This is a genomic window from Clostridium sardiniense, from assembly GCF_016907995.1.
In the GTDB taxonomy this organism is placed as follows: Bacteria; Bacillota; Clostridia; order Clostridiales; family Clostridiaceae; genus Clostridium; species Clostridium sardiniense.
The window spans coordinates 22,963-48,770 of sequence record NZ_JAFBDA010000014.1; the positions used below are offsets into that span (position 1 = coordinate 22,963).

The 25,808-nt window shown below is 29.2% G+C and carries 26 protein-coding genes; 2 read left to right on the top strand and 24 right to left on the bottom strand.

Features of this window, described 5'->3' with window-relative positions; genetic code table 11:
• Positions 1-17 precede the first annotated feature (17 nt).
• From JOC62_RS12200 to cdaA, 8 genes are all read right to left on the bottom strand, one after another.
• A complete protein-coding gene (locus JOC62_RS12200; protein ID WP_204595554.1) occupies positions 18-326 on the bottom strand; it encodes a FliM/FliN family flagellar motor switch protein in 309 nt (102 codons plus the stop codon).
• A gap of 11 nt (positions 327-337) precedes the next feature.
• Positions 338-760 carry a YaaR family protein gene (locus JOC62_RS12205; protein ID WP_204595555.1) on the bottom strand — a complete coding sequence of 141 codons (423 nt, stop codon included), beginning with the start codon at positions 758-760 and terminating at the stop codon, positions 338-340.
• A 1-nt stretch (position 761) separates the two neighbouring features.
• Positions 762-1,442, bottom strand: a complete 681-nt coding sequence (locus JOC62_RS12210; protein ID WP_341534808.1) for a lytic transglycosylase domain-containing protein — start codon at positions 1,440-1,442, stop codon at positions 762-764.
• Positions 1,443-1,568: 126 nt separating this feature from the next.
• Positions 1,569-2,636: a butyrate kinase gene (gene buk / locus JOC62_RS12215; protein WP_204595556.1), complete on the bottom strand. Its 1,068-nt coding sequence runs from the start codon at positions 2,634-2,636 to the stop codon at positions 1,569-1,571.
• Between the two features lie 26 nt (positions 2,637-2,662).
• Positions 2,663-3,571, bottom strand: a complete 909-nt coding sequence (ptb, locus tag JOC62_RS12220; RefSeq protein WP_204595557.1) for a phosphate butyryltransferase — start codon at positions 3,569-3,571, stop codon at positions 2,663-2,665.
• A 186-nt stretch (positions 3,572-3,757) separates the two neighbouring features.
• Positions 3,758-5,356, bottom strand: a complete 1,599-nt coding sequence (locus tag JOC62_RS12225) for an NAD(P)/FAD-dependent oxidoreductase (RefSeq protein ID WP_204595558.1) — start codon at positions 5,354-5,356, stop codon at positions 3,758-3,760.
• 12 nt (positions 5,357-5,368) lie between these two features.
• A complete protein-coding gene (locus JOC62_RS12230; RefSeq protein ID WP_204595559.1) occupies positions 5,369-6,673 on the bottom strand; it encodes a CdaR family protein in 1,305 nt (434 codons plus the stop codon).
• Complete coding sequence (cdaA, locus tag JOC62_RS12235) at positions 6,643-7,497, bottom strand: diadenylate cyclase CdaA (RefSeq protein WP_204595560.1); 855 nt, start codon at positions 7,495-7,497, stop codon at positions 6,643-6,645. Before cdaA ends, JOC62_RS12230 begins: the two co-directional genes overlap by 31 nt.
• Before the next feature lie 163 nt (positions 7,498-7,660).
• On the opposite strand from cdaA, the gene JOC62_RS12240 reads away from it, so the two are divergent.
• Both JOC62_RS12240 and JOC62_RS12245 read left to right on the top strand, forming a co-directional pair.
• Positions 7,661-8,665, top strand: a complete 1,005-nt coding sequence (locus JOC62_RS12240) for a hypothetical protein (RefSeq protein ID WP_204595561.1) — start codon at positions 7,661-7,663, stop codon at positions 8,663-8,665.
• A 61-nt stretch (positions 8,666-8,726) separates the two neighbouring features.
• Positions 8,727-9,341 (top strand): cell wall hydrolase, encoded by a 615-nt coding sequence (locus JOC62_RS12245; protein WP_204595562.1) that lies wholly within the window; start codon positions 8,727-8,729, stop codon positions 9,339-9,341.
• A 30-nt stretch (positions 9,342-9,371) separates the two neighbouring features.
• Here the strand turns inward: JOC62_RS12245 and JOC62_RS12250 are convergent, their stop codons facing one another.
• The 16 genes from JOC62_RS12250 to JOC62_RS12325 all read right to left on the bottom strand — a co-directional run bounded on the left by JOC62_RS12250 (position 9,372) and on the right by JOC62_RS12325 (position 25,757).
• Entirely contained in the window at positions 9,372-10,829 is a 1,458-nt protein-coding gene (locus JOC62_RS12250; RefSeq protein ID WP_204595563.1) for an NADP-dependent glyceraldehyde-3-phosphate dehydrogenase, read from the bottom strand.
• 26 nt (positions 10,830-10,855) lie between these two features.
• Positions 10,856-11,299: a hypothetical protein gene (locus JOC62_RS12255; RefSeq protein WP_204595564.1), complete on the bottom strand. Its 444-nt coding sequence runs from the start codon at positions 11,297-11,299 to the stop codon at positions 10,856-10,858.
• A gap of 221 nt (positions 11,300-11,520) precedes the next feature.
• A complete protein-coding gene (locus tag JOC62_RS12260; protein ID WP_204595565.1) occupies positions 11,521-11,823 on the bottom strand; it encodes a hypothetical protein in 303 nt (100 codons plus the stop codon).
• Positions 11,824-11,909: 86 nt separating this feature from the next.
• Positions 11,910-13,472, bottom strand: a complete 1,563-nt coding sequence (locus JOC62_RS12265; protein WP_204595566.1) for a nitrite/sulfite reductase — start codon at positions 13,470-13,472, stop codon at positions 11,910-11,912.
• Between the two features lie 103 nt (positions 13,473-13,575).
• Positions 13,576-14,355 (bottom strand): ABC-2 transporter permease, encoded by a 780-nt coding sequence (locus JOC62_RS12270; RefSeq protein WP_204595567.1) that lies wholly within the window; start codon positions 14,353-14,355, stop codon positions 13,576-13,578.
• Between the two features lie 184 nt (positions 14,356-14,539).
• Positions 14,540-15,355 carry an ABC transporter permease subunit gene (locus JOC62_RS12275; RefSeq protein WP_204595568.1) on the bottom strand — a complete coding sequence of 272 codons (816 nt, stop codon included), beginning with the start codon at positions 15,353-15,355 and terminating at the stop codon, positions 14,540-14,542.
• A gap of 3 nt (positions 15,356-15,358) precedes the next feature.
• Positions 15,359-16,240 carry an ABC transporter ATP-binding protein gene (locus JOC62_RS12280; protein ID WP_204595569.1) on the bottom strand — a complete coding sequence of 294 codons (882 nt, stop codon included), beginning with the start codon at positions 16,238-16,240 and terminating at the stop codon, positions 15,359-15,361.
• A gap of 227 nt (positions 16,241-16,467) precedes the next feature.
• The gene (gene iadA / locus JOC62_RS12285) at positions 16,468-17,664 is read right to left on the bottom strand and encodes a beta-aspartyl-peptidase (protein ID WP_204595570.1); all 1,197 of its coding nucleotides are present in this window, start codon (positions 17,662-17,664) and stop codon (positions 16,468-16,470) included.
• Positions 17,665-17,787: 123 nt separating this feature from the next.
• Positions 17,788-18,444: a biliverdin-producing heme oxygenase gene (locus JOC62_RS12290; RefSeq protein WP_243425066.1), complete on the bottom strand. Its 657-nt coding sequence runs from the start codon at positions 18,442-18,444 to the stop codon at positions 17,788-17,790.
• Positions 18,445-18,678: 234 nt separating this feature from the next.
• Positions 18,679-19,209, bottom strand: a complete 531-nt coding sequence (locus JOC62_RS12295) for a chromate transporter (RefSeq protein WP_204595571.1) — start codon at positions 19,207-19,209, stop codon at positions 18,679-18,681.
• Positions 19,210-19,746, bottom strand: a complete 537-nt coding sequence (locus tag JOC62_RS12300; protein ID WP_204595572.1) for a chromate transporter — start codon at positions 19,744-19,746, stop codon at positions 19,210-19,212.
• Positions 19,747-20,081: 335 nt separating this feature from the next.
• On the bottom strand, positions 20,082-21,701 hold the full coding sequence (gene ptsP, locus JOC62_RS12305; RefSeq protein ID WP_204595573.1) for a phosphoenolpyruvate--protein phosphotransferase: 1,620 nt from the start codon (positions 21,699-21,701) through the stop codon (positions 20,082-20,084).
• Positions 21,702-22,153: 452 nt separating this feature from the next.
• Positions 22,154-23,095 carry an ROK family protein gene (locus tag JOC62_RS12310; protein WP_204595574.1) on the bottom strand — a complete coding sequence of 314 codons (942 nt, stop codon included), beginning with the start codon at positions 23,093-23,095 and terminating at the stop codon, positions 22,154-22,156.
• Between the two features lie 59 nt (positions 23,096-23,154).
• On the bottom strand, positions 23,155-24,264 hold the full coding sequence (locus JOC62_RS12315) for an ABC transporter ATP-binding protein (RefSeq protein WP_204595575.1): 1,110 nt from the start codon (positions 24,262-24,264) through the stop codon (positions 23,155-23,157).
• Positions 24,265-24,282: 18 nt separating this feature from the next.
• Entirely contained in the window at positions 24,283-24,765 is a 483-nt protein-coding gene (locus JOC62_RS12320; RefSeq protein WP_204595576.1) for a hypothetical protein, read from the bottom strand.
• A gap of 107 nt (positions 24,766-24,872) precedes the next feature.
• The gene (locus JOC62_RS12325; protein ID WP_204595577.1) at positions 24,873-25,757 is read right to left on the bottom strand and encodes an ROK family protein; all 885 of its coding nucleotides are present in this window, start codon (positions 25,755-25,757) and stop codon (positions 24,873-24,875) included.
• Positions 25,758-25,808 lie beyond the last annotated feature (51 nt).

A 25,808-nucleotide genomic window follows, 5' to 3' on the forward strand; every position in this document is an offset into this window, starting at 1 on the left:
TACACCTATACTTTAATCTAATTATTTTTAAATGAATTTAATCTTACACTAATTTTATTTCCTATCTTAATACTCTCTCCACTAGCTATCATTCTATCATTAATATTAATATCTAAATCTTCATCAATAATCTTTTCTAATTCTAATATATCTCCTTCTTCAAAGGATAATATTTCTTTTATACTTTTTTGACAACTACCTATTGTTACAGTTATATCTAATTTAGAATTTAATAAAATTGTTTTATCTTCAAAATTTTCTACTTCTTTTTTTTGTAAAGGTTCAAATCCAACCTCATATAAATCTTTCATTTTATTTTCACTCATAGTTTTCTCCTTTATCTATACAAATCTACTAAAAGACCTTGTATATTGTCTATTGTGGAACTTACATCTAAATTTTCCTTCTCTTCTTTTAAAACCTTTGCAGTTAGAGATTCTAATTGTTTATTTATGGTATCAACTGTTGAGTAATATTTATCTTCCCAAAATCCAATATTTTTATTAAGGGTATATGTATATTCAACAATAGTTTCTAAATATTTTTTAATTGTATTTTTATAGCTTTTTACATCAGCATAATTTTTACTTACCACTAATCTAGTACCCTTTTTTCTAATTTCTTTTATATAATTCTCAAGTTCTTCTTTACTTGTAGACTTATATGATTTCATAAAATTGTCTGAAAAATCATTTTTCACTGTACTAGGCTTTTCTTTAATATTTATGGTTTTTCTATTATTTATTCCATCGATTTTCATCTTACAATCCTTTATAATAATTCATTACTTTTGTAACATAATTTTGAGTTTCTTTTGGCATTTTATATATATCATCTATAGACCTAACTCCTCTATTAAACATTCTAGTAGGGCCTCCATTATAAGCCATTAATGCCATTTTAATATCTCCCTTATACATATTTATATATTCTTTAATATGTCTTGCTCCACCATCTATATTTTGTTCAATATTAAAGGGATCCACTATACCTAAACTTTTGCAATTTTCAGGCATAAGTTGCATAAGACCCTTTGCCCCTGCCCATGAAACAGTATTTGGATTAAAATCAGATTCTACTTTAATTATTGCCTCAATTAAATTTTTATCTACTCCATATTTTTCACTGTAAGTGTTTATAGCCTTTTCAATTCTATCTTTTTTACTTAAGTCATTAGTGTTATCTAAATTTATTTTATTAACAAAATTTCTGCCATTAGATCCTATATCACTTAACTTAACACTGTTTAAGCATCCAATTATATTATCTATAGAAACCCTATCATTTGGATTGGTAACAGTTTTATTCTTCTCACTTATTGCACTTAGTAAACTTATCAATACAGTTTGAAAAATATTACTTTTTGATCCTTCATTTAAATTTCCCAATCCAGTTAAATTATTTATAGCACTTAAGTCCATACTATTAATTCTATTTATCACTATATCACCTCAAAGCTTTTATAACTTTATTATACGGAATTTTTTAAGATAACTTAATACTTTCACAATTAAATTACATAAAAAAAAGAAAGTGTAAATAAAACACTTTCTCTAAAGATATTTATATTAGTAAATCTTAGCTTCTTCTTCTCCGCTTAATACCCTGATTGCACCTTGTGCTAATGCAAGTAATTCATCTTCTCCTGGGTAAGCTTTTACTTCTGAAATCCATCCTACTCTTTTCTTTATATCATTAACAACTTTCTCTGAGTAAGCTAATCCACCAGTTAATATTATTTTATCTACTTTTCCTTCTAGAACAGCTGACATAGCACCTATTTCTTTTGAAACTTGGTATATGAATGCATCATATATTAATTGTGCCTCTTCATTTCCTTCTTCAGACATCTTTATAACATCTCTAAAGTCATTTGTATTAAGGTATGCAACACATCCACCTTTACCTACAATCTTACTAAAAATTTCAGATTCTGAATATTTTCCACTAAAGCACATCTTTATAAGGTCTCCAGCTGGAACTCCACCCGCTCTTTCAGGTGAGAATGGACCATCTCCATCTAGTGCATTATTTACATCAATAACCTTACCCTTTTTATGTGCTCCCACTGAAACACCACCACCCATATGAGTAACGATAAGATTTAAATTTTCGTATCCTAGTCCACTTTCTTTTCCAAATCTCTTAGCTACTGCTTTTTGATTTAATGCATGGAATTTGCTTCTTCTTGGTAATTCTGGAACACCTGAAATTCTTGCCACATCATCTAATTCATCAACAACAACTGGATCAACTATAAATGATGGTACATTTAATTCTCCTCCAATTTCTCTTGCTAATATTCCGCCTAGATTTGAAGCATGTGGTCCTTGAACTCCAATTTTTAAATCTTCAACTAATTCATCTGTTACTTTGTAAGTACCACCTGGAATTGGTTTAAGCATTCCGCCTCTACCTACAACAGCATCTAATGTATTTATATCAAAATTCTTTTCTTTTAATATACTTAATATAAGGTCTTTTCTAAAGTTCAATTGATCAAATATTGTAGCATATCTTCCTATTTCATCAGATGAATGTCTTAACGTTTCTTCTAATATTTCTTTTTCACCTTCATAAACTCCAATTTTAGTTGAAGTTGAACCTGGATTTATAATTAATAATTTATATGACATAGTTTTAACTTCCTCCTAATAATATGTTATTTTAATGATTCAGCAACTAAAGCTGCTAATGCAATTGAATTTACTTTTGTTTCAAATGAGTCTGCTCTTGAAGTTAATATTACTGGTGCTGATGTTCCAACTAATAATCCACCATTTTTTGATCTTGATGTATAAGTTAAACATTTGTACATAACATTTGCAGTCTCTATATTTGGAAGCATTATTATATCTGCTTTTCCTGCAACTGGTCCTGTTATTCCCTTATGATGTGCTGCTTCTTCTGATAATGCATTATCAAGTGCTAAAGGTCCATCAACGATACATCCTTTTATTTGTCCTCTATCATTCATCTTTGATAATAATGAAGCATCTAAAGTAGCTGGCATGTCTGGATTTACAACTTCAACAGCGCAAACTGGAGCTACCTTTGGCATTTTTAGTCCACAAGCATGTGCTACTGCTACTGAATTTTCTATTATTTGTTTTTTAGCCTTTAAATCTGGATATGTGTTAAATGCTGCATCTGTTAAGTATATCAATCTTTCTATTCCTTCTATTTCAAAAACAGAAACGTGTGACATAAGTTTTCCTGTTCTTAATCCAACTTCTTTATTTAATACACTTCTTAAGAAAGTTGCAGTATCAACTAATCCTTTCATAACCATATCTGCTTTTCCACTTGAAACAAGTTGAACTGCAAAAAGTGCTGCTTTTTTAGTATCTTTTTCGTGCATTACTTCGTATTCTGATAAATCCATTCCTATTTTATCAGCTACCTTTTTAATTTCATGTTTATCTCCAACTAGTATAGCATCTGCAATTCCTTGCTCTTTTGCTGATTTAACTGCTTCTAGTACTGGCTCATCTTGAGCTACTGCTACTGCTACTTTTTTTGGTTCAATTTCTTTAACCTTTGATAATAAATCATCAAAATTTCTACTCATTTTCAACGCACCTCTTACTTTTATATTTTAAATTAATATCTTTTTGTATACTTTAATCATAAATGTAATTTTTTATCGTTAATTTTATAACAATATTAATATTTATATTGTATCAGATAATTTATATAAAATACGAATTGTCAGAAAATTTAGCAAAAAAAAAGTGGCATAAATCCACTTTTAAAATTAGTCTATTTTATATTTTTTCATAATTACTTCTGCTACCTTTATTCCATCTACAGCTGCTGAAATTATCCCACCAGCAAAACCTGCACCTTCTCCTGTTGGATAGAATCCCTCTAAGTTTACACTTTCAAAACTCTCGTTTCTTGGCATTCTAACTGGTGCTGATGTTCTAGTTTCTATACCAGTTAAAACTCCATCCTCCATATCATAATCTTTTATTCTCTTACCAAACACCTGTATACCCTCTTTTATAGTATCTACTACAACTTCTGGTAGACATTCCTTTAATTCTCTAAAAGCATATCCTGGCTCATATGTAGGCTTCACTCTTCCAAGCTTCGTTGATTGCCTATCATTTAAGAAATCACCTATAAGTTGAATTGGTGCTTTATAGTTTCCACCACCTAATTTAAATGCAAGACTTTCATAATGTCTTTGGAATTCCATACCAGCAAGTGGATGGTCTCCTTTAAAGTCTTCAGGACCAACTGTTACTACTAGAGCTGAATTTGCATTATCTAGATCTCTTGCATGATAACTCATTCCATTAGAAACAAGTCTTCCCTCTTCTGAGGCAGCACCAACTACAACACCTCCTGGGCACATACAGAATGAATATACCCCTCTATTATACTTTTTACTTTGATAAACTAATCTATAATCAGCAGCTTTAAGCTTTGGATGATTTGCATACTTACCATACTGACTTTCATTTATGATCTCTTGTGGGTGCTCTATTCTTACTCCTATAGCAAAGGCTTTTTGCTCCATTAATACTCCTGAATCATATATCATTTCATAAGTATCTCTTGAGCTATGTCCAATGGCAACTATTAAAGACTCGCAAGGTATTTCTTTGCCATTTACTACTATGCTTTTTAGTTTTCCATTTTCTTTATTTATTCCTTCAAGCTTTGAGTTAAAATGTACTTCTCCCCCTAAACTTTTTATTTCTTCTCTTATATTTTTAACAACACCTTTTAATATATCCGTACCTACATGAGGTTTACCAACATACATTATTTCTTCTGGTGCTCCATTTTTAACGAGTTCCTCTAACACGAATGAACATCTTTTATCTTTTATTCTGGTTGTAAGTTTTCCATCCGAGAACGCTCCAGCTCCACCTTCACCAAACTGAACATTAGAGTTTAAATTAAGTTTTCCACTTTTCCAAAACTCCTCTACAGTTTTTGTTCTATTATCTACATCTTCTCCTCTTTCAAAAACTATCGGTTTATATCCATGTTTTGCCAGAGTTAAACTTGCAAATATCCCAGCTGGCCCAAATCCAATTACAACTGGTCTAGAATTTAATTTTTCATCTCCGTAAATAAACTCTTCTGCAATTTCATCTTCTTCAAGTTTTATATTATTATCGTTAAGTCTATTTACTATATTCTTTTCATTTTTACATTTTATATCAACACAATAATTGAACTTAATTGCATCCTTTTTTCGTGCATCTATACTTTCTTTTATAATCTTAAATGATTCTATATCCTGTTCTTTTATCCTTATTTTTTTTGCTGCCTTCTTATTAAGAAGTGCAGTATCTTCTTCTATACTTAGAATAATATTATTTATTCTTATCGCCATACCGTATTTCTCCTATACTGTTTTCTTACCATTCTCTTTATCTTTGTTTTGATCCGTTGTAGTTGAAGCTGATTTCTTCTTTAATGTAAATTTAACTTTATCAGCATTTGATATAGTTACATTTGGATTACTATTTGCCATAGTTACATTTGCATCTTCTTCAAATGATCCCTCATTTTTAAATTTACTTAAATCAAAATTGCACACAAAATCTGATGCTTTCATATTATTTATGTCTGCCTCATCTCCTTGTACAGTTACCTTAATTGTCTTAGTTTCATTAGACATCTCAAATTCACTATTAATTCCAGTATAATTTACTGGCACATCGAATACCTTAGTTATTTTATTAGAAGGTGTCTGATTATTACTATTTTCACTTTCAATAACAATATTTACAGTTATATAATTATCTCCACTAGCTAGACTAACCCCTTTAGGTAATATTATTTTAACTTTCTTCTCTGTATTACTTCTTATATCTGATAAATCTACTTTTTCAGTTTGAACAGAATTTATAGATGCTATAATATTTTCGTTTCCTACAATTTGAACTGAAGTTCTTGAAGGCGTTGTGCTAACTAACTTATATCCCTTTGGTACTTGACCTGTATATTCAGTTTTTAAATCAACACTCTTCCCATTATTGACGTCAATAGCAATCGTTCCTGTTTCTTTACTTAAAGTAACCCCTTCAACTATATCTCCATCTGCATCTAATGCTTTAAGAGGAAATTCTTTAGTTACACTTCCACTGACGTTATTAAGGTCACCAACTAAAGCTACATTTGCGACTTTATCTACAGAACTTTGTGGGCCTGATACCTCAACTTTTTCTGAAGTAAACTGCTCTTTTTGCTTATATACACCTTGTGCATAATTTACTTTAACTTTCGATACCGTATTAAAATCTTTAGTTATTAATTTTTCCAATTTAACCTTAATTACTAAATTACCATTATTTTTTATATTTAATTCCTCTGGATAATTCACTACTTGAACTGGTATATTATTTATTCCAGTTTTTAAAGCATATTCTCCAAGGTCAGCTGTCAAAGAAAACTGATCTTTAGTTACTGAATAAATATCCTTTGCATCACCTTCAAGGCTTAAATCTACGGTAAAAGTTTGTTTTGGAGATATTGCCAATCCAAACTGCTTTAATGATTGAGTATTTAATAACTTAACTGAAACATCTTTTAAAGTATAAGTTCTAATTGGACTTTGAATATTCGTTATATAAAGCCATAGACCAAAGGATAGAAGTACGCATACCAATTTTATAACTAACGTTTGTTTTGTATTCCTTTTATCCATGATTTCACCCTCTCACCAGCTGATTTTACTTTTTTATTTTCTTTATCATGCATAATGCTTAATAAAGTTCTTTTTAATTTTTCTTTATCATAATTTCTAGTTAGTCTTCCACCTATAGCAAGGGAAATTACTCCTGTTTCCTCTGAAACAATTATAACTAATGCATCTGAGTTCTCTGAAAGACCAATACCAGCTCTATGTCTAGTACCTAGCTTTTTATTTATTCCAGTATTATTTGTTAATGGTAATACACAACCTGAAGCATAAATCCTATCTTGTCTTATAATTGTTGCCCCATCGTGAAGAGGTGTATTTACAACAAAAATATTTTCTAAAAGTGCTGAACTAACCTCGGCGTCTATTATAGTACCTGATCCAGTAACTTCTCCAAGTCCTGTTCCCTGTTCTATTGCAATTAATGCTCCTGTTTTTGTTCCTGCTAAATCTTCTACTGCTGTTACTATTTGATCTATTACTGCTTCTCTCTCTTTTACATCTCTTATATTATGAGTCTCATCAAAAGCACTTCTACCTAGATGTTCAAGTGCACGTCTAATTTCCGGTTGGAATATAATTACAAAAGAAAGAACTCCTATTGTCAATGTCTTACTTAATATGAAATATAACATATTTAGTCTCAAAACATAACTTATTGGAATTAATGCAAGAATAAACAGAATTCCTTTTAAAAGCTGTTCTGCTCTTGTTTCCCTCATAAGCATATATCCTTTATAAAAAATATATGAAACAACTAAAATATCTACTATTGAAAAAATAGATATATGTTTAATTGAATTTATTGCTCCAATAAAAAAATCCTGCATCAGTTTCACCCCTTATTATTGTATCTTTTCTAAATTATACACCAAATACTCTAACCTTAGTATAACAGAGTTTTACTTTTTATTATTTTTAATAATATTTTAAAACCTTAAATAATATAATTTATAAGATTACTTTATTTATCTTATGAAAAGGAGGAATATTATGGAGATATGTAAAGAAAAGCTAAATAAATTTATTGATTATATCAAAACAAAAAAGGTGTTGTTCTCTATTGCTTTAATAATTATTTCAATTCCATTAATACTACTTATTATAACCAAAATGACTCCATCTAGTAGAAATATTAGAGAAATCAATAGATTAGCTAAGGAGGTCTCATCTATAAATGCAACTTTAGAAAATTCAAATGACTCTGATAATGTAAATTCTGAAACTGCAAAAAATGATCTCTCAATTGCTATTATTAATTTAAATAAAGTAAAAGGCTCACTAGATGCTCTTGAAGTATCAGAAACTGTTACTGAGACAAAGACAAAATTTGATGAAACCCTAGACTATAACATAGCATTTTGTGAACAAGCTCTATCTATGTATATGAGTCAATCAAGCCCTAGCCTTGATAATAAACTCAAAGATTATAAAGGCGCTTTAGATAGCTTTAAAGAAAGTAATAATTCTTTAACTAAACTTAGAATAAAAAGCCTTATATCAGAAGATAGCTTAGAATTTTTTGATAAAACTTATAAGTATTTTGATACATTAATTCAAATTAATATCATGAAAGATATAACTAAAGAAAAAAATTCATCTTACATGTTATCAGCTGATAAATTAATATCTAAATTTAAAGAAATTGATGATGATTTAAAACCAGCTTTAGAGGATATTAAGGAAAATAAGAGAGATTTAAACGTACTTCTTACAGATATTACGAATAAAAAATCTATTTTTGAGAATATTAAAAATGATTTTTATACGCTAAGTGTCCCTGAAGAAGCTACAGAACTTCATTCAAGTTTACTACAATCTATAAACACTTATGAATCTTATATAAATTTAATTGATGATACAGTAGATTCTGATATTGATTCTAAAGATAGTCCAAAAAAATTAGATGAGTATGAAGATTCCTTTTCAAAATATACAGAGTTTATAGATTCATTAAATAAATCATGTAAGGATTTTGAATCTTTTAAAGAAAAATAGTATATAATTTCTCCTTTTGGCAATAATATTCTTTGACTGGGTTGTAAAAAGGAGGTTTTTTATGAAAAAGTTTGTAAGTCTTTTTTTACTTTCTATTATGTTAATGTCATCTGTAGAGGCAAATGCTTCTATGCTTAGTTTATTTGATTATGTTTCTTTAAGTGAAGACAAATTAGATACTAATGAGAAGAAGGAAGAAAATAAAGTTGCTCTTAAAAAAGAGACAGCTGTAAAAGCAACATCAGCCACTAAAAATGAAGTTTCTAAAAATGATATAGAAGTTTTTAATCAAAATGGATCTCAGCTTAAAATAACAAAGGCTGATATTGATCTTATGGCTAAACTTGTTTATTGTGAAAGCAGAGGTGAACCTTTTGAAGGTAAGGTTGCTGTTGCATCTGTAGTTTTAAACAGAGTTATGAGCCCTAAGTTCCCAAATACTATATCTGATGTAATCTTCCAGAAAAATGCATTCTCATGTGTGTTTGATGGAAAGATAGTTGCCCAGCCAAATGAATCTTGCTATGACGCAGTATATGAAGCAATTAGAGGAAAAGATCCAACTAATGAAGCTTTATTCTTCTATAATCCTACAATAGCAACTTGCTCTTGGATGAAGGAAACAGCAAAAAAAGATTCTAAAAAAATAGGAAATCACACATTTTTTAAACAATAAAAAGGCTCCAATTTTTGGAGCCTCTTTTTATTATTTTAAATTTATAACTGTAGCCTTTGGTCTTGACATTGCTTCTATTGAGTAAGCAACACCTTGTGTTCCCATACCTGATGATTTTACTCCTAAGAATGGGAAGTGATCTGGTCCTCTTTCAGTCTTATTATTTACTTGAACTGTTCCAACTTCTAATCTATTAGCTACATAGAATGCTTCATTTATGTCTCTAGTAAATACTGATGATTGAAGTCCATATTCTGATTCATTGGCAATTTTTATTGCTTCATCAATTGTTTTAACTCTTATTATTGGAAGAACTGGTCCAAATGGCTCTTCCCATGCTATTCTCATGTCAACTGTTACATTATCAAATAATGTTGGCATTATTATATTTCCTTCTCTTGTTCCACCTAATAAAAGTTTAGCACCTTTTTTCTCTGCATCATTTATTATCCCTTGAACAAAGTCACATGCCTTACTACTTATTAAAGGTCCAACTGTAAAGTCTCCATCTAATGGATTTCCAACTGTTACCTTATCCATTTCTTTTAATACCCTACTACTTAATTCATCTGCAACAGATTCCATAACAAGAACTCTTTTAACAGCTGTACATCTTTGCCCTGAATATGAAAATGCGCCAGCCACTATATTTTTAGCTGCTAAATCTAAATCAGCATCCTCTAAAACTATAGCTGCATCTTTCCCACCAAGCTCCATTAAAAGTGGTTTCATTTCAGTAATCTTAGATATTCTTCTTCCAACTTCACTACTTCCAGTAAAGTTAACAAAATCTATATCTTTATGTGTTACAACATAATCTCCAATTTCGCTTCCCTTACCAGTGATTGTATTTACAACACCGCTTGGTATTCCTGCTTCATTAAATGCTTTTGCTAGATATAATCCACATATGCTACCTTGAGTTGCAGGTTTAAATACAACAGTGTTACCAGCCATTAATGCAGGTGCTATTTTAGATCCCGCTAAATTCACTGGATAATTAAATGGTGAAATTGCAAGTACAACTCCAAGTGGTTCTCTTGTAACTATTGATATCTTATCATTTTTAAATCCAGGGAAAGAATCTCCCGGTATTGATTCACCCTTTATATTTTCTGCAGTATCTGCTGTAAATCTTATTAAATCAGCAGTTCTTTTTATTTCTGACATACAACTCTTTCTATCCTTAGATATTTCAAGAGCCATAATATCAGCCATTTCTTCTATTCTTTCTTCTAATAAATCAGCTACATTGTGTAATAATCTTGATTTCTGATTAGTTGGAACTTCTCTCCATTTCTTTTGAGCATCCTTAGCTACACTAATAGCTTCATCTACAGCTTCTTTGCTCATAGCTTCTACAAATCCTACTATTTGTTCATTTGCAGGTGATTTTATTTCTATTAATTTAGTACTATCTTTTACTATCCAATTACCATTTAATAAGTTTCCATATATAGAAACTCCATTTTTTTCTTCTTTAAACATATAATATAAGCCCTCCTTATCTTGCTTCATTTCATTAAATTATTTATCCATTCTTCCACTATTTTATTCATCATATCTTTATCTTGGCATTTAAATCCTAAAATAGATTGAATTAATTCTTCTCTTAGTTTTTCTCTATTTAAATAATCAACACATTTATTACAAAATCCATTTGAGAATTCTTTATAGGCACGCTGTAAATTTATCTCTATATTCTCTTCTTTACAGTCATTAACTAAAGTTTTTAATATATCCTCTAAATCATCTAATTTATCATGTAGAGGATTATCTACATTAGCTTCTTCAACCTCATTTATAAGTTCATTCTCATAATCTTCTTTTTCAGCATCTATTAATGTTTCTGTATAATCTTTATACTGCATTTTTGCCTTTTGTAATAGCGCTTTCATTCTTCTAACTGTATATTCTTTTGTTGTTTTGCATAATATTCTATTTAAATTATCTTCCATAAACATCATCTCCTAATAATTCTCTTTATGGATTCTTCTTTTGTAAATAATCAATAAATATTCTAATTGAGTTTACTTATCATTTATTTAATAATAACACTAAATATAGATTTTAAAAATAACTTTTATTAAATTTAATCTTTTGTTAACAAATAATAATTATCAATTAATATATAAAAATTTAGAAATTAATAAAATATTTTATTAATCTCTATAGTTAATTACTTTATCTTATTTTTTATCCCATCTCTAAGATATTCTAAGTATTCTGTATTTGCTCCATTTTCTTTTAATATTTCTATTCTTTCTGAAGCTCTATTTATACTCTCTCTAGCCTCTCTAAAATCTTTTTGTTTTATGCAAGTACTAGTATATTCTAAAAGATAATCTACTTTCATTACATCTTTTGCAATATTTTCTTTATCTTTATTAACTAAGTCTAGTATTATATCGTAAACCTTTGGTGAGGTATTTTCTCTTGCTATATATAATAAATCATTATTCTTACTTGTTTTCTTTGCCATCTTTATTCTCCTTATATTTTTATATTATCTGTATTTTAAAACAAAATTTTATAAAAAAAAAGTGGCTTAGCCACTTTTTTATTATATTAAACTAAATATTTGTTTACTATATTTCTAAATTCTTCTTTATTTTCTACATACCACTCATTGAATTTAGCATTATCTTTTTCAAGTACAGTATATAAATCATATATAAAATTAGGAATTTCTTCATCTAATATATCACCATATACTTCTCCAAGCTTTGCTTCTCCAATTGCAAACTTTCCACCTACATGAAGTTCAAAGCATTTTCTTGGTGTATCATTTACTCTCTTTGATTTCCCTGTAAATCCAAGTTCCCCAATCTCATGTACACCACATGAATTTGTACATCCTGATATATGCATTACAGGTAATAGGTCCTTCTCTACATTTTCATTTGAAAGTTTATCTAAAATACTCTTTAATAATCCTTGACTATTAGCTAGCCCCATTTGGCATATTGGTACCCCAATACATGATACAGATTGCATTACCTTTATTTCTCCACCATGACCTTGAGTTAACTCTATCATCTTTTCAGCTTCTTTACCATTAAGGTTTCTTATATACATGCCCTCTTCCATAGTAAATCTGAAATCTACTGCTTCCATATCTTTTGTTGCATCAATAATACCTTTAAGATCTGACATATTTAATTTACCACCAAATGGATGGAAGTAAACACTATAAAGTCCATCTTGTTTTTGCTCTACTAGTCTTGAATGTTTTACATCGGATTTATATCCTTTTTTAGTAACTTCATATTCTTTAACATCTATTTTTAAATCTTTATTTTCAAATTGCTCTGCTAAATGCTTCTTATAACATTTTACAAACTCTTCTTCTCCCATTCTTTCAACAATATATCTTATACGAGCTTTATTCTTATTCGAATAATCTCCTTCTGCCATAAATAAATCTACCATAGCTTGAACATGATATATTACATCTTCTGGTTTTATAAGTTCATCATATTCAACTGATAATCTTGGATTTCTTCCAAGTCCGCCACCTAGATAAACTTTAAACATATTTTCTCCATTTTCTTTTACTGCTAAGAATCCTAAATCTGTTGCTGTACAGTGTGGTGCATCAGCTAAATTATTAGCCATTGCTATTTTTATTTTTCTAGGTAACTTATAAGTATATACTCTTTGCATAATATATTCATTTACAGCTTCTGCATATGGAGTCACATCAAAAGCTTCTCCTTTTTCTACACCTGAAAGAGGTGATATTGCAACATTTCTTGGGAAGTTCCCACCTGATCCTCTTGTGTATATCCCATAATCCATTGCTTCTTCCATTAAGTCACATACATCATCTATTCCTAATCCATGTAATTGTATGGCCTCTCTTGTTGTTGGATGAATCCACTCTAAGTTATATCTACTTGCCCACTCATATATCTTAGCAAGATCTTCTTTAGTTGCTCTTCCTGAAGGAGTTTTTAATCTTATCATGAACTCTTGTCCACCTCTATGTGCGTAAACACCCATTCCCCCAGACATTCCTTTAAATTGTGCTACATTGATCTCTTTGTTTAAAAACTTATGTCCGTTTTCCCTAAACGTAATAATTTCTTCCTTTAATATTTTATTTAATTCCTTATTTAAGTTATTCATTAACAATCACCTCTTCTATCTATTTTATCCTTTGCAATGTACATCGTAAACGAAGATTTTATTATGATAATCATAGGTAAATACCTATGATTTAAAAACTTTTTTAAATATTTTTTCTATCATTCATCTCTTTATATGCAAGAATTGTTAGTAATATAAAACATATTGATGTAACTATAATACTAAATATAACCAATCCATAATATCCATAATTTATTATATCTATAGGTTTAATATTTTCAAAAGGAGAAAATATTTTTAAAATTTCTAATTTATATGAGAACCTTGAAACTACTCCTAAAATATATGTATAAACAACTACTACGAAAGAAATTATTATACTAATAACTTTATTATTAGATACTAATGAGATGATAAACCCTATGCTCATAAAAAATATACCTATTATAAATACTCCTATTAGTAGATTTACTTCCTCTAATAATACATACTCTATTTTCCCATCTATAGGCGTAACAAGCACAATCATTATGAATGTTGCCATTCCTATCATCAGTGTATATGCTAAAAATTTTTCTATATTTCCTAATATCTTAGAAAATAAATAATCATTAGTACTTGTATTATCTTCTTTTTTATCTAAAAATGCACACGCTCCAAGAGTCCCTCCATAAATACCTGCAATTATATAGATGTAATCAAACATATATGCCATATAATTAACTATACTAGTATAATTAACTAACGGTCTCATTTCACTAAACTTATTTATATTAAGAATATCTGAATCTATAATTTTCTTTATATTGATTTCAATTAGCGGATATATTGATAAAAATAATATAATAATAATTGAAGTAAAGATACTAAACATAACTACAAACTTTATATCCTTGTTTATTTCTTCTCTTATAGCCTTCATACCCATCATCTCCTATCCATCTAATCATATTCTCCATTTTTCTTTGTATTATACTATTAATTAATAGATAATATTTTAAATCTAAATAAATAATAAATGAATTAAAATTTATTGCTTCTATAAATAGCTTCTCATATATAAAAGTGCAGACTCCCTAATATCTAGAGAGTCTGCACTTTTAGTTTTAAATTTTAAAGTCTTTCCTTCTGTATATAATCACACTATATATGATACATATTAGTATAATACAAAGACTTCCTATAATATATGGAACATTTAGTCCATCTTTTACTATTTCACCTGGAATAAAATTTTCATAAGGAGAAATTATTCTTAACCAGTTTACATTTTCTTTTATCTTAGAGATTACACCAATAAAATATGTTGCGAAAAATACTCCAAGAGATAGTGCTATAGCACTCTTTGAGCTTTTTATTATAGTTGAAATTAAAAATCCTACGCTTAAAAATACTAATCCAACTACAGTAAATCCTATACATATGTTTCTAGTATCTACTAATACCTTTAATAAGTCTGTTCCATCAGGTGCTAGAACCATCATAAGTATTATAGATACTATACTTATAATTATAGAAAATATTAAAAATATTAATAAATTTGATATTATCTTCATTCCTGCTATCTTTTCTCTTGATACTGGCTTTGAATAAAGAAATTCTATAGTCCCATCACTTTCTTCACTTATTAATGAATTAACACCAAGTATGCCACCATATATTCCTGATACCATCAATATATATTGAAATGAATAAGCAAAGTATTCTATTATATTAGAAAAATTAGGTGTATCTTTCATATTAAACATTTCAAGCATTGCCTTTGGAAGAGCATCTATTTCTGCATTTATTATATCCACCATCCCACTGTCTTTAAAAGATGGATAAAGAGACATAAATAAAATTAATATAAGAGAGGTTACAATGCTCCATGTTAATAGCGATTTAATGCTTCTTTTTAATTCTACTTTTATAATATTCACTACTTACTCCTCCCCTTTATAGTAATTCATGAAAGTATCTACTAATTCTTCTTCGCCAATACTTATATCATCAATTTCATATGAAGCTAATAATTTTATCAATGTATTTATATCCCCACTATAAGAAAAAATAATTGAATTTTTTATCCTTTTTACTTTTTCTCCTCCAAGTATCCTAATATCTCTTTCTATATTTTCATTAGTTAATATCGTTACTTTTTTCTTACTAAAAGCCTTTATTGTGGACATATCTTTTATATCTACAATATTTCCATCTCTAATTATTACCGCTCTATTACAATAGTTTTGAACCTCAGTAAGATTATGACTTGATAAAAATATTGTTGTACCTTTCTTTTTTTCTTCTAACAGAACTTCAAATAGAACATTCTGAACTAAAGGATCTAGCCCATTAGTTGGTTCATCTAAAATTATTAATTTAGGAGAGTTTATAAGAGCTTGTACTATAGCGACCTTCTTTTTGTTTCCAAGAGATAGTTCCCCCATTTTTTTATTTTCTTCTACCTCAAATCTTCTGCACAAATATTTTACCTTATCTTTATCAATATCATCGTAAAAACTTTCTGCATAATTTAATATATCCTTTACCTTCATGTCATCATAAAATCTAACTTCACTAGGTACATATCCAACTACTTCTTTAACCCTTTTAGATTCTTTTTCACAATCTAAGCCAAAAATTTTGCAGCTTCCACTAGTAGGATATATAAAATTTAGCATTGCTTTAATAGTTGTTGATTTACCTGCTCCATTTGGACCTATAAATCCAACTATTTCACCTTTATCAACATCAAAATTTATATTTTCTATAGCTCTTTTTCCATTATAATTTTTAGTTAATGATGAAACTTGTATAGCTTTCATAAATACTCTCTCCTCTATTAAATTATTAACAACTGGTATTAAACTATCCACAAAAACAATAAAATAATCCACTATAAGGCTATCATACTGTTGATATTCTTCTAATAATTTTAATTATACATATCCTTTAGATTATGTATTAACTACACTCTATAAATAATATGGTCATTAAATAGATTTCCTACTATCTAATGACCTATCACATCTAATTATACAATATCTTCCTTTTAATCAAAAGACTCTTTTATTGCCTTTTCAAAAGTTCCAGTTGCTATAGGCTCACCTTTATCTACCATTAACTTTCCCATAGCAATTACTTTATCAATTGCTAAATCTGACTCATTAACTATTACTATATCTGCATCTTTTTCAGGCTCTATTCTCCCCTTACTTGTTAACTTAAGTGCATCAGAAACATTGGAGGTTATTACCTTTAAAGCTTTCTCAATATCTATTCCCTCAGTTAATATAGCCTTCTTTACTTCTCCGTAAAGACTCTCAACACTACATATCCCAAGGCCTTTTAACTTACCAGATTCATCAAAAATTGGCATACTTCCATTTCCATCTGATGTAAAAGTTATTTTCTCTATTGGTAATCCCTTATCTAATAGATATTTTAATGCCTTAGATGCTATCATTTCTCCTTTTTCTAAATTATCTGGATCTGAACTAGTTGTTAAATCCATATATCCTCCTCTTTTTACCCACTCTACTCCTGCATCTAAAAGTTCTTTTGTTCTACTCATATGTGTGGGTATAACTTGAGTTGCCGGTATTTCAGATTCATCTAACATCTTAAATAAAAAATCCAATCTTCTAGCCCCACCACCTAGATGAACATTCACAACTCCTGATTTATTTGATAAAAGTCCACCAACTCTAGACTGAGCAACTAAATTTATAAATTCATCTAATCTTGGTTGTGAACTTCTATTATCCGAAAGTGCAATCTCTCCAACTCCAATTATTTCATCTACAAGCATTAGGTCTCCTTTAATACTATCAGTCATAGTTTTTACTGGAACTTCATAAGACCCTGAATAGCAGGTAGCTGTTATCCCTTCTTCCTTGAGTGCTTTCACCTTTGCAATTAATGCTCTCATATTTCTGCATACTCCATCTGTTCCTATACATCCATTGACAGTTGTGATTCCTGCTCTTGTTATATTACTTAATTGCAGTTCTGGTGTCCTTGTCTTAAATCCACCTTCACCTCCGCCACCTATTAAATGAACGTGTGCATCAATAAATCCTGGAAAAGCATACTTTCCTTTTCCATCAATAACTTCAATGTTAATAAAATCTTCTGGAATTTTTATACTCTCATATATTCCTTCAATCTTGTCATTTACTATAACTATATCCTTTTCTCCTAGGTATTTTGGAGAATATATCTTTATGTTCTTAATAACTTTAATCATCTAAAAACTCACTCCTAAAATTATGATACTTTTATTTTCCCCCAAATTAACTCAATATTATTTATATACCTAAAATAAAAAAGATTGCATTCTAATTTAGAATGCAATCTTTTTTAAATATATTTATTTATTAAATTTTGATAATTCTAATTCATTTGAGATAGCTATATTGTATACATAAGCATTAGAAACTTCATTAATAAACTTTTCTTCAAAGCTCTTTTTAATATCTAATAAATTTAGCTTTTCATGATAATCCATAATGAATGATTTCATTCCTTCAGCATCATCTAATGCTTCATATTTATAGTAATTTAATGCTTCATCCTTCATACCACATGACTCTTTGAGAACATTGTATATAGTTCTTCCTCCAAAAAGATCTGCTAAAAATCTAGTATAAGCATGTGCTACTAATAATTCAGGCTCTCTTTCGCTTAACTCATTAAGTCTTTGAATATAAGCTTTTGTTGATGCTAAAAGTTTCATTGAGCTAAGTCTACTACCAAATAAAACTCTCAAATCCTTATATATTGCCTCTGAACGATAAACTTCCATTGTTGTAAACTCTTTAACTATACGATTTTTATCATGCTTTTGCAAATTAAATTCTAAGGTTTTATAAATTTCATATAAGTTAAATAGATACTCTGAATAACTTTCCACTGAAACAGCACCTTCCTTTAACTTCTTTAAAATCCCCGTATTCTCGGCCACATCATGTAACGCATCACTATTTTTTTTAATCTCCATCATTAAAGAATCCATATTAGAACTCATAAAAACACCTTCTTAAATATTTTATTCTAAAACTTTAACACGGTACAACCCTGTTTATGGCTAAATAATAGTCTTTTAGAAAAAAACATTCAAACGCCTTATTTACTTAATTTTAGTTGCAGACACCCAAAAAAGGCCTTTATAAATAGTATTTAGTTATATTTCTCACATTCTCTCCATAATGATTATCTATTAATTATTCCTTTACACTATGTTTAATAAGATGTTTTTATGTTAAAAAACTCCATAGAATATAATTCCTAGTATTCCGGATATAATTATCGCTATTATAGGATGAACTTTCTTAGATAGTAACAATGTTCCTATTATAAGTGTTATTATTACAGATTTAATATCAATATAGGCATCCTTTGCTAAATCAAAAAATGCTTGTATTATCAAAGCTATTAGTACAGGCCTCATTCCAAGTAATGCACCTCTTAATACCTTTGATTCTTTAAATTTTTCCATGGCTTTTGATGCAATAGATACTAAAATAAAGGACATAGTTACCACCCCTAAAGTTGCTGCTATGCTCCCAAGTACTCCCGAAACTTTATATCCAACAAAAGTTGCTGAATTTATTGCTATAGGTCCAGGTGTCATCTGTGATATACCTATTATATCCATAAACACATTATTATTTATCCAATGATGATTCTCTATTATTTCCCTTTGGATAAAGGGTATCATTGCATATCCGCCACCAAAACTAAATGTTCCTATCTTTAAGAAAGTAAAGAATAATTGTATTAATATACTCATCTACTCCACCTTCTTCCTTAAAAATACTGCTCCATATAAGGCTGCTACTACTATTACTATAATAGGATTTATTTTAAAAATTATTAATGCTATTAAGGCTATGACTAGAGTTACTCCATTTCTAATGTTCTTATCAACACCTTTTGCTAGACTTATAACACCAGTTAAAACTAGTATTGGTACAGCTGCTGATATTCCCTTAAATACAAGATTTACATAATAATTATCTCTAAATTGCATAAAGAATGCAGCAATTATAAGAATTATTAAAAATGATGGTAGTGCAACTCCAAGAAGTGCAATAATTCCACCCATTACACCTGCTATTTTATAGCCAATAAAAAGAGAACAATTTACGGCCATAGCACCAGGAAAGCTTTGGGATACTACAAGCATATCCATAAATTCTTCTTTAGTTACCCAACCTTGCTTATTTACAACTTCTTCTTCAATAATTGGAATCATGGCATAACCACCACCAAATGTAAATGCACCTATCTTAAAAAATGAAATAAACATCTTTAAAACTTTATCCACAATATTTCCTCCATCTTTACTTTTATATACACATATTTTATCACAAACCCACATATTTAATTTTAGAAATACTTTTCTATATTACTTTTTAACGTATTGTTACTATATATCCCTATTAACTTTTTATAATCAGTAAACTTATTGAATACTCATAAATTAAATTTTATTTCATTTATAATCTATATTATATAATTTAAATTCATTCATAATATTTTAAATACACTATCCATATACTTATCTATATCTTTCTTATACCTTAACAACATATAGAATCAAAAAAAGCGTGGACTTAAGTCCACGCTGAGATTTTGGGTTTGTGTTATTTATAAAAAAATCTATTCTTGTTCTAAAATGATTTTTTTAGCAGTTAAAATTGATGAAGCACTCATTGAGAATTCATCTAGTCCGTATTCAACTAATGTTGGTATAGCAGCTTCGTCTCCTGCCATTTCTCCACACATTCCTACCCACTTGCCATGCTTATGGGCTCCATCTATAGTCATCTTTATTAATCTAAGTACAGCTGGGTGCATTGGATTATAAAGATATGATACCTTTTCACTCATTCTGTCTGCTGCTAATGTATATTGAATTAAATCATTAGTTCCAATTGAGAAGAAGTCAACTTCTTTAGCTAACTCATCAGCCATTACAGCTGCTGCTGGAATTTCAACCATGATACCCCATTGAGTTGTATCTGAGTATTCTTTTCCTTCAGCTCTAAGTTCAGCTTTACATTCTTCAACTACTTCTTTAGCAGATCTAAACTCTTGTATTCCTGAAATCATTGGGAACATTACAGCAAGATTTCCATATACTGAAGCTCTAAGTAATGCTCTTAATTGAACCTTAAATATTTCTTTTCTATCTAAACAAAGTCTGATTGCTCTATATCCTAAGAATGGATTCATTTCTTCTGGTAATGGTAAGTATGGTAATGTCTTATCTCCACCAATATCAAGTGTTCTTATAACAACTTGGTTTCCATTCATATTTTCTAAAACATATTTATATGCTTCAAATTGCTCATCTTCAGTTGGAGCATTGTCTCTATCCATATATAAGAATTCAGTTCTGAATAGTCCAACTCCATCTCCTCCGTTAGCTATAACACCGTCAACATCTTCTGCCTTTCCGATATTTCCGCAAACTTCGATTCTCTTACCTGACTTAGTTACAGTCTTAACTTCGATAAGCTTCTTAAGTTCTTCTTGTTCAGCTAAGAAAGTTTCTCTCTTAGCTTCATATTCTTTAATTGTAGCTTCATCTGGATTGATTATAGCTATACCTTCAATACCGTCAACTATTACTTTGTCTCCAGTTTTAACTGAAGTTGTGATATCTCCAAGACCAACTATTGCAGGAATTTCTAATGTTCTAGCCATTATAGCTGAGTGTGAAGTTCTTCCTCCAATGTTAGTTAAGAATGCTACAACTTTGCTTCTATCTAATTGTGCAGTATCTGATGGAGTTAAATCTTCAGCAACAACTATAGTATTTCCTTCTGTTATTGCAAAAGCATCTCCGCCTCTACCTGCTAAATTTGCTATTATTCTCTTTGAAACGTCCTTTATGTCAGCTGCTCTTTCTCTCATGTAAGCATCTTCCATTGATTCGAAAATCATAACGAAAGTGTTTGTTACATTTTCAACAGCTTTCATAGCGTTTAATTTATTATTTTCTATTTCCATAGCCATAGTTCCTGTGAATTCTGGGTCATCAAGTAAAGTTATGTGTGCTTCAAACACAGCAGCCTTTTCTTCTCCCATTTCTACAGCAGCCTTAGCTTTTATTTTCTCTAATTGGTCTCTTGACGCATCTAACGCTTTTTGTAATTTTTCCTTTTCTAAAGTTACATCTGTAACCTTTTCATCAGTTATAATTATTTCCTCATGCTCTTGTAAGAATACTTTTCCTATAGCGTATCCTTTTGAAGCAGCAATACCTTTTTTCATAATAAAATCCTCCTTAATTATGTTACCTATTAAAAAAATTAAGTACATAAATAAAACTGTTACAATTTAACAAGTCTTATGATAACTTTTACATATTAAGTACAACCCTTATCAATTATAACATAATTTTTTTCCTTGTTAATACCTTATAAGATATTTTTTGTCCAAAAATAATGGATTATTTATATATATTTTTGAATTTTTTACATATTTATTCTCTAAATTAACATTTATCCACAAAATTTTACATATACTATCATATATTGAAATTTAAAGAATATTTGTTTTTAAAAGTTTTTTAATATTTTATATTTATATATTTATTTTCTACAAATTCACTTAATTTAATGTGCTCTAAAAAAATAAAAATAAGCCAGATTTAAAATCCAGCTTATTTTTCAAACAATAATCTATATATAATTTAAGGGTTTTTAACTTTAATTATTAATTCATTATTTTGTTTCCATCATAGCAAGAGCAATTGCACCTAGAACTCCAGCTTGACCTTCTAATTTTGCTTTCTCTATCTTGCAATTATTTAATATAGTGCCTAGACATCTCTTTTTCATCTCATCATTTATTTTGTCAAACACTATTTTTCCTCCACCTGTAATTCCACCACCAATTACTATCATATCTGGATCAAATATGTTTGCGTAATTAGATATTGCAGCACCTAGATAAGATAATGCTTCTGATAAAATTTCATTTGCTACTTTATCTCCCTTTTCTGCTTCTATAAATACTTCTTTTGCTGAAATATTTTCATACTCTCTTAATGATGTTTCAACTCGGCTTTCTAATGCTTCTATAGCAGCTTTTTTAATTGCAGTTCCTGAAGTCATAGCTTCAACACACCCTCTATTTCCACATCCACATCTTCTTCCAGTTGTACTTATAGTTGTATGTCCTACTTCTAAAGCATTTGCTGTACTTCCTCTATATATTTTACCATTTAATATGGCCCCACCGCCTACTCCAGTACTGGCTGTAACATATATCATATTCTCTGTATTAACTCCAGCTCCAAACTTAAACTCTGCAAGTGTAGCCACATTTGCATCATTATCTAAATATACTGGTACATTAAACTCATCTTTAATTTCTTTTACTATATTATAATTTTTAAACGGTAAATTTGCAGGCTCTGCAATTAATCCATTTTTTATATCAAGTGGTCCTGGTGAACCTATACCTATAGCTTTTATATCATCTATATTTATATCTTCTAATACATTTCTTATACTACTTTTTATCTTTTCTACAATTTGCTCAGGTCCTTTGTTAGCTTCTGTTCCAACTATTATTTCCTTTAAAATAGTCCCAGTCTCATCTGCTAATGCTGTATATATCTTAGTACCACCTAAATCAACCCCTACAAATAACTTCCCCATAAAGTGACTCCTCCCTTAACCTCATCTATTTTTTATTAGTTAAAGTAAATTTATACTTTTTAGAATACTGTGTATTGTTCCTCTTTATCAAAAATATGAAGCTTATCTAAATCCATAACATATTCAACAGTTCCTTTTGTATTTACATTATCAGCTGTTGCTGTTTTTATTATCATTGTTCTTCCTTCACTCTTAAGATATAAGAATGTTTCAGCTCCTAAGTTTTCTGATACATCTATTTCAGATTTAAATACTACGGCACCTTCTTTTTCTACATCTTCTCTCTTACAACTTATATTCTCTGGTCTTACTCCTACAATAACATCTGCATTTGCATGATTTGTTTCTCTAACTATCTTAGCTTTATCTGCTGGAAGCTCAACTTCATTCTCTAACATCTTAATAAATACTTTTCCATTCTTTTCATAAGTTGTTCCATAGAAGGTATTCATTTGAGGACTTCCAATAAAGCTTGCAACAAACATATTAGCTGGATGATCATATATTTCTTTAGGTGATGCAACTTGTTGAATAACCCCATCTTTCATTACTACTATTCTTGTTCCAAGTGTCATAGCTTCTGTTTGATCATGAGTTACATAAATAAACGTTGTCTTTAATTGCTTATATAATTTTGCTATTTCTGTTCTCATTTGAACTCTTAATTTAGCATCTAAGTTTGAAAGTGGCTCGTCCATTAAGAATACTTTTGGATGTCTAACTATCGCTCTTCCCATAGCAACTCTTTGTCTTTGTCCCCCTGATAGAGCCTTTGGTTTTCTATCTAATAAATGTTCTATATCAAGAATCCTTGCAGCTTCTCTTACCTTCTTTTCTATTTCCTCTTTTGAAGTTTTTCTAAGTTTTAACGCAAAAGCCATATTATCATATACAGTCATATGAGGATATAACGCATAGTTTTGGAATACCATCGCTATATCTCTTTCCTTAGGTGCTACATCATTCATTAGCTTATCCCCAATGTATAATTCTCCATCTGAAATTTCCTCAAGTCCTGCTATCATTCTAAGAGTTGTTGATTTACCACATCCTGATGGTCCAACAAATACTATAAACTCTCTATCCTTTATTTCTAAATTAAAATTATTTACCGCCTTAAATCCGTTTTCATATCTTTTTTCAATATTTTTTAATACTAATCCTGCCATTTTAATTGCCTCCCTAATCTATATTCCACTAAAATTCAATGGATTTATTCTCTTACACATTGATATTAATTTCTTATCCATAGCTACTTTAAAACCTATAAGTTGTGAATTCTTCTGTACAAATATTATTTGCTCTCTTAATCCACTATCATCTACGCATGCTTTAACAAGCTTTGCTCCATTTTGATTTACTTCTTCTACACCTTTTACATTTACTATATTTTTAATATCTAAAGTTGTTATAACTTTCCTCTTTTTCTTATTCATTATCTTAGTTATTACTAACTCATTTTCTGTTAATTCATATTCGTATTCTAAGAACATAGCTCTTGCTATAAGACCTAATATTATATATCCAGCTATGAAAGCTATAACTCCAAATAACCCAACTATTACTGCTGCAATCATTGCAAGCACTACTAATGTATTTCTTGTAGTCTCAAATTTTTTTTGAAGCTTTCCATAATCTTTGGTTAAGAATTGCTCATAAAAATTATCCATTTATCTCCCTCTTTTATATATAAACTTATATCTAAACTTATTTTTTAGCTACATATAGAAGTTCTATCTCCTTTAGTAAACTATCCAAACAATTATTTCTTTCAATTTTAATAATTATATTCATAAATAAAATTTGCTAATGCACCTATAAGATTTGCATCTTTTTTATGGGTACATGTTGCTATAGTAGGTCTAACCTTTGCTATTTCTATCTCTTTCATTAAGAAATCTATCTTCTCATTTATTCTCTCTATAAAATCTTCTCGCTCTGATATAGCTCCACCTAATAATATTAATTCGGGATCATAAACATATTGAAGATTAAATATTCCCTTTGCTAAATTTAAATAAAATGTATTTATCACATCAATACATAATTTATTTCCATTCTCTGCTTCATTAAATACTTTAACTCCATCCCATGAATCATCTTTATACTCTTCTCTCACTTTTCTTACAAACGACATTGTTGATGCTACTTCACTAAAGTTTCTAAACTTTCCATCCTTATCTTCCATTATCATATATCCAAACTCTCCACCATGAAGATGTTTGCCATGATGTATTTTCCCATCGTGGACTATAGCTCCACCTATTCCTGTTCCACAAACTATGAATAACATATCTGAAATATTTGCTCCAGATCCATTAAATGCTTCTGCAAGTGCTGCACAGTTTGCATCATTTTCTATACTTACTGGTAAATTAAATTCTTGTCCTAATATTTCTTTCCAATTTGGGCCATGTATATAAGGTATTGCACTTGCACCACCTATAACTCCGCTTTTTGTATCTACTGCCCCTGGAGAACTAATTGCTATACCTTCAATTTCAAATTCTTTTTTTGCTTCATATATCCAATTTAATAGTGTCTCTGTAAACTGTTCTAAATCTACTCCTACTTTTAATGAATTTCTATGATGTATATTTCCTTCTTTATCTAAGACTCCAACCTTTATTGCAGTTCCTCCAATATCTATACAAGCTATCATGCTATATAATCCTCCTTACACCTTTTAAAAATTCCTATTCTATCTGCAATT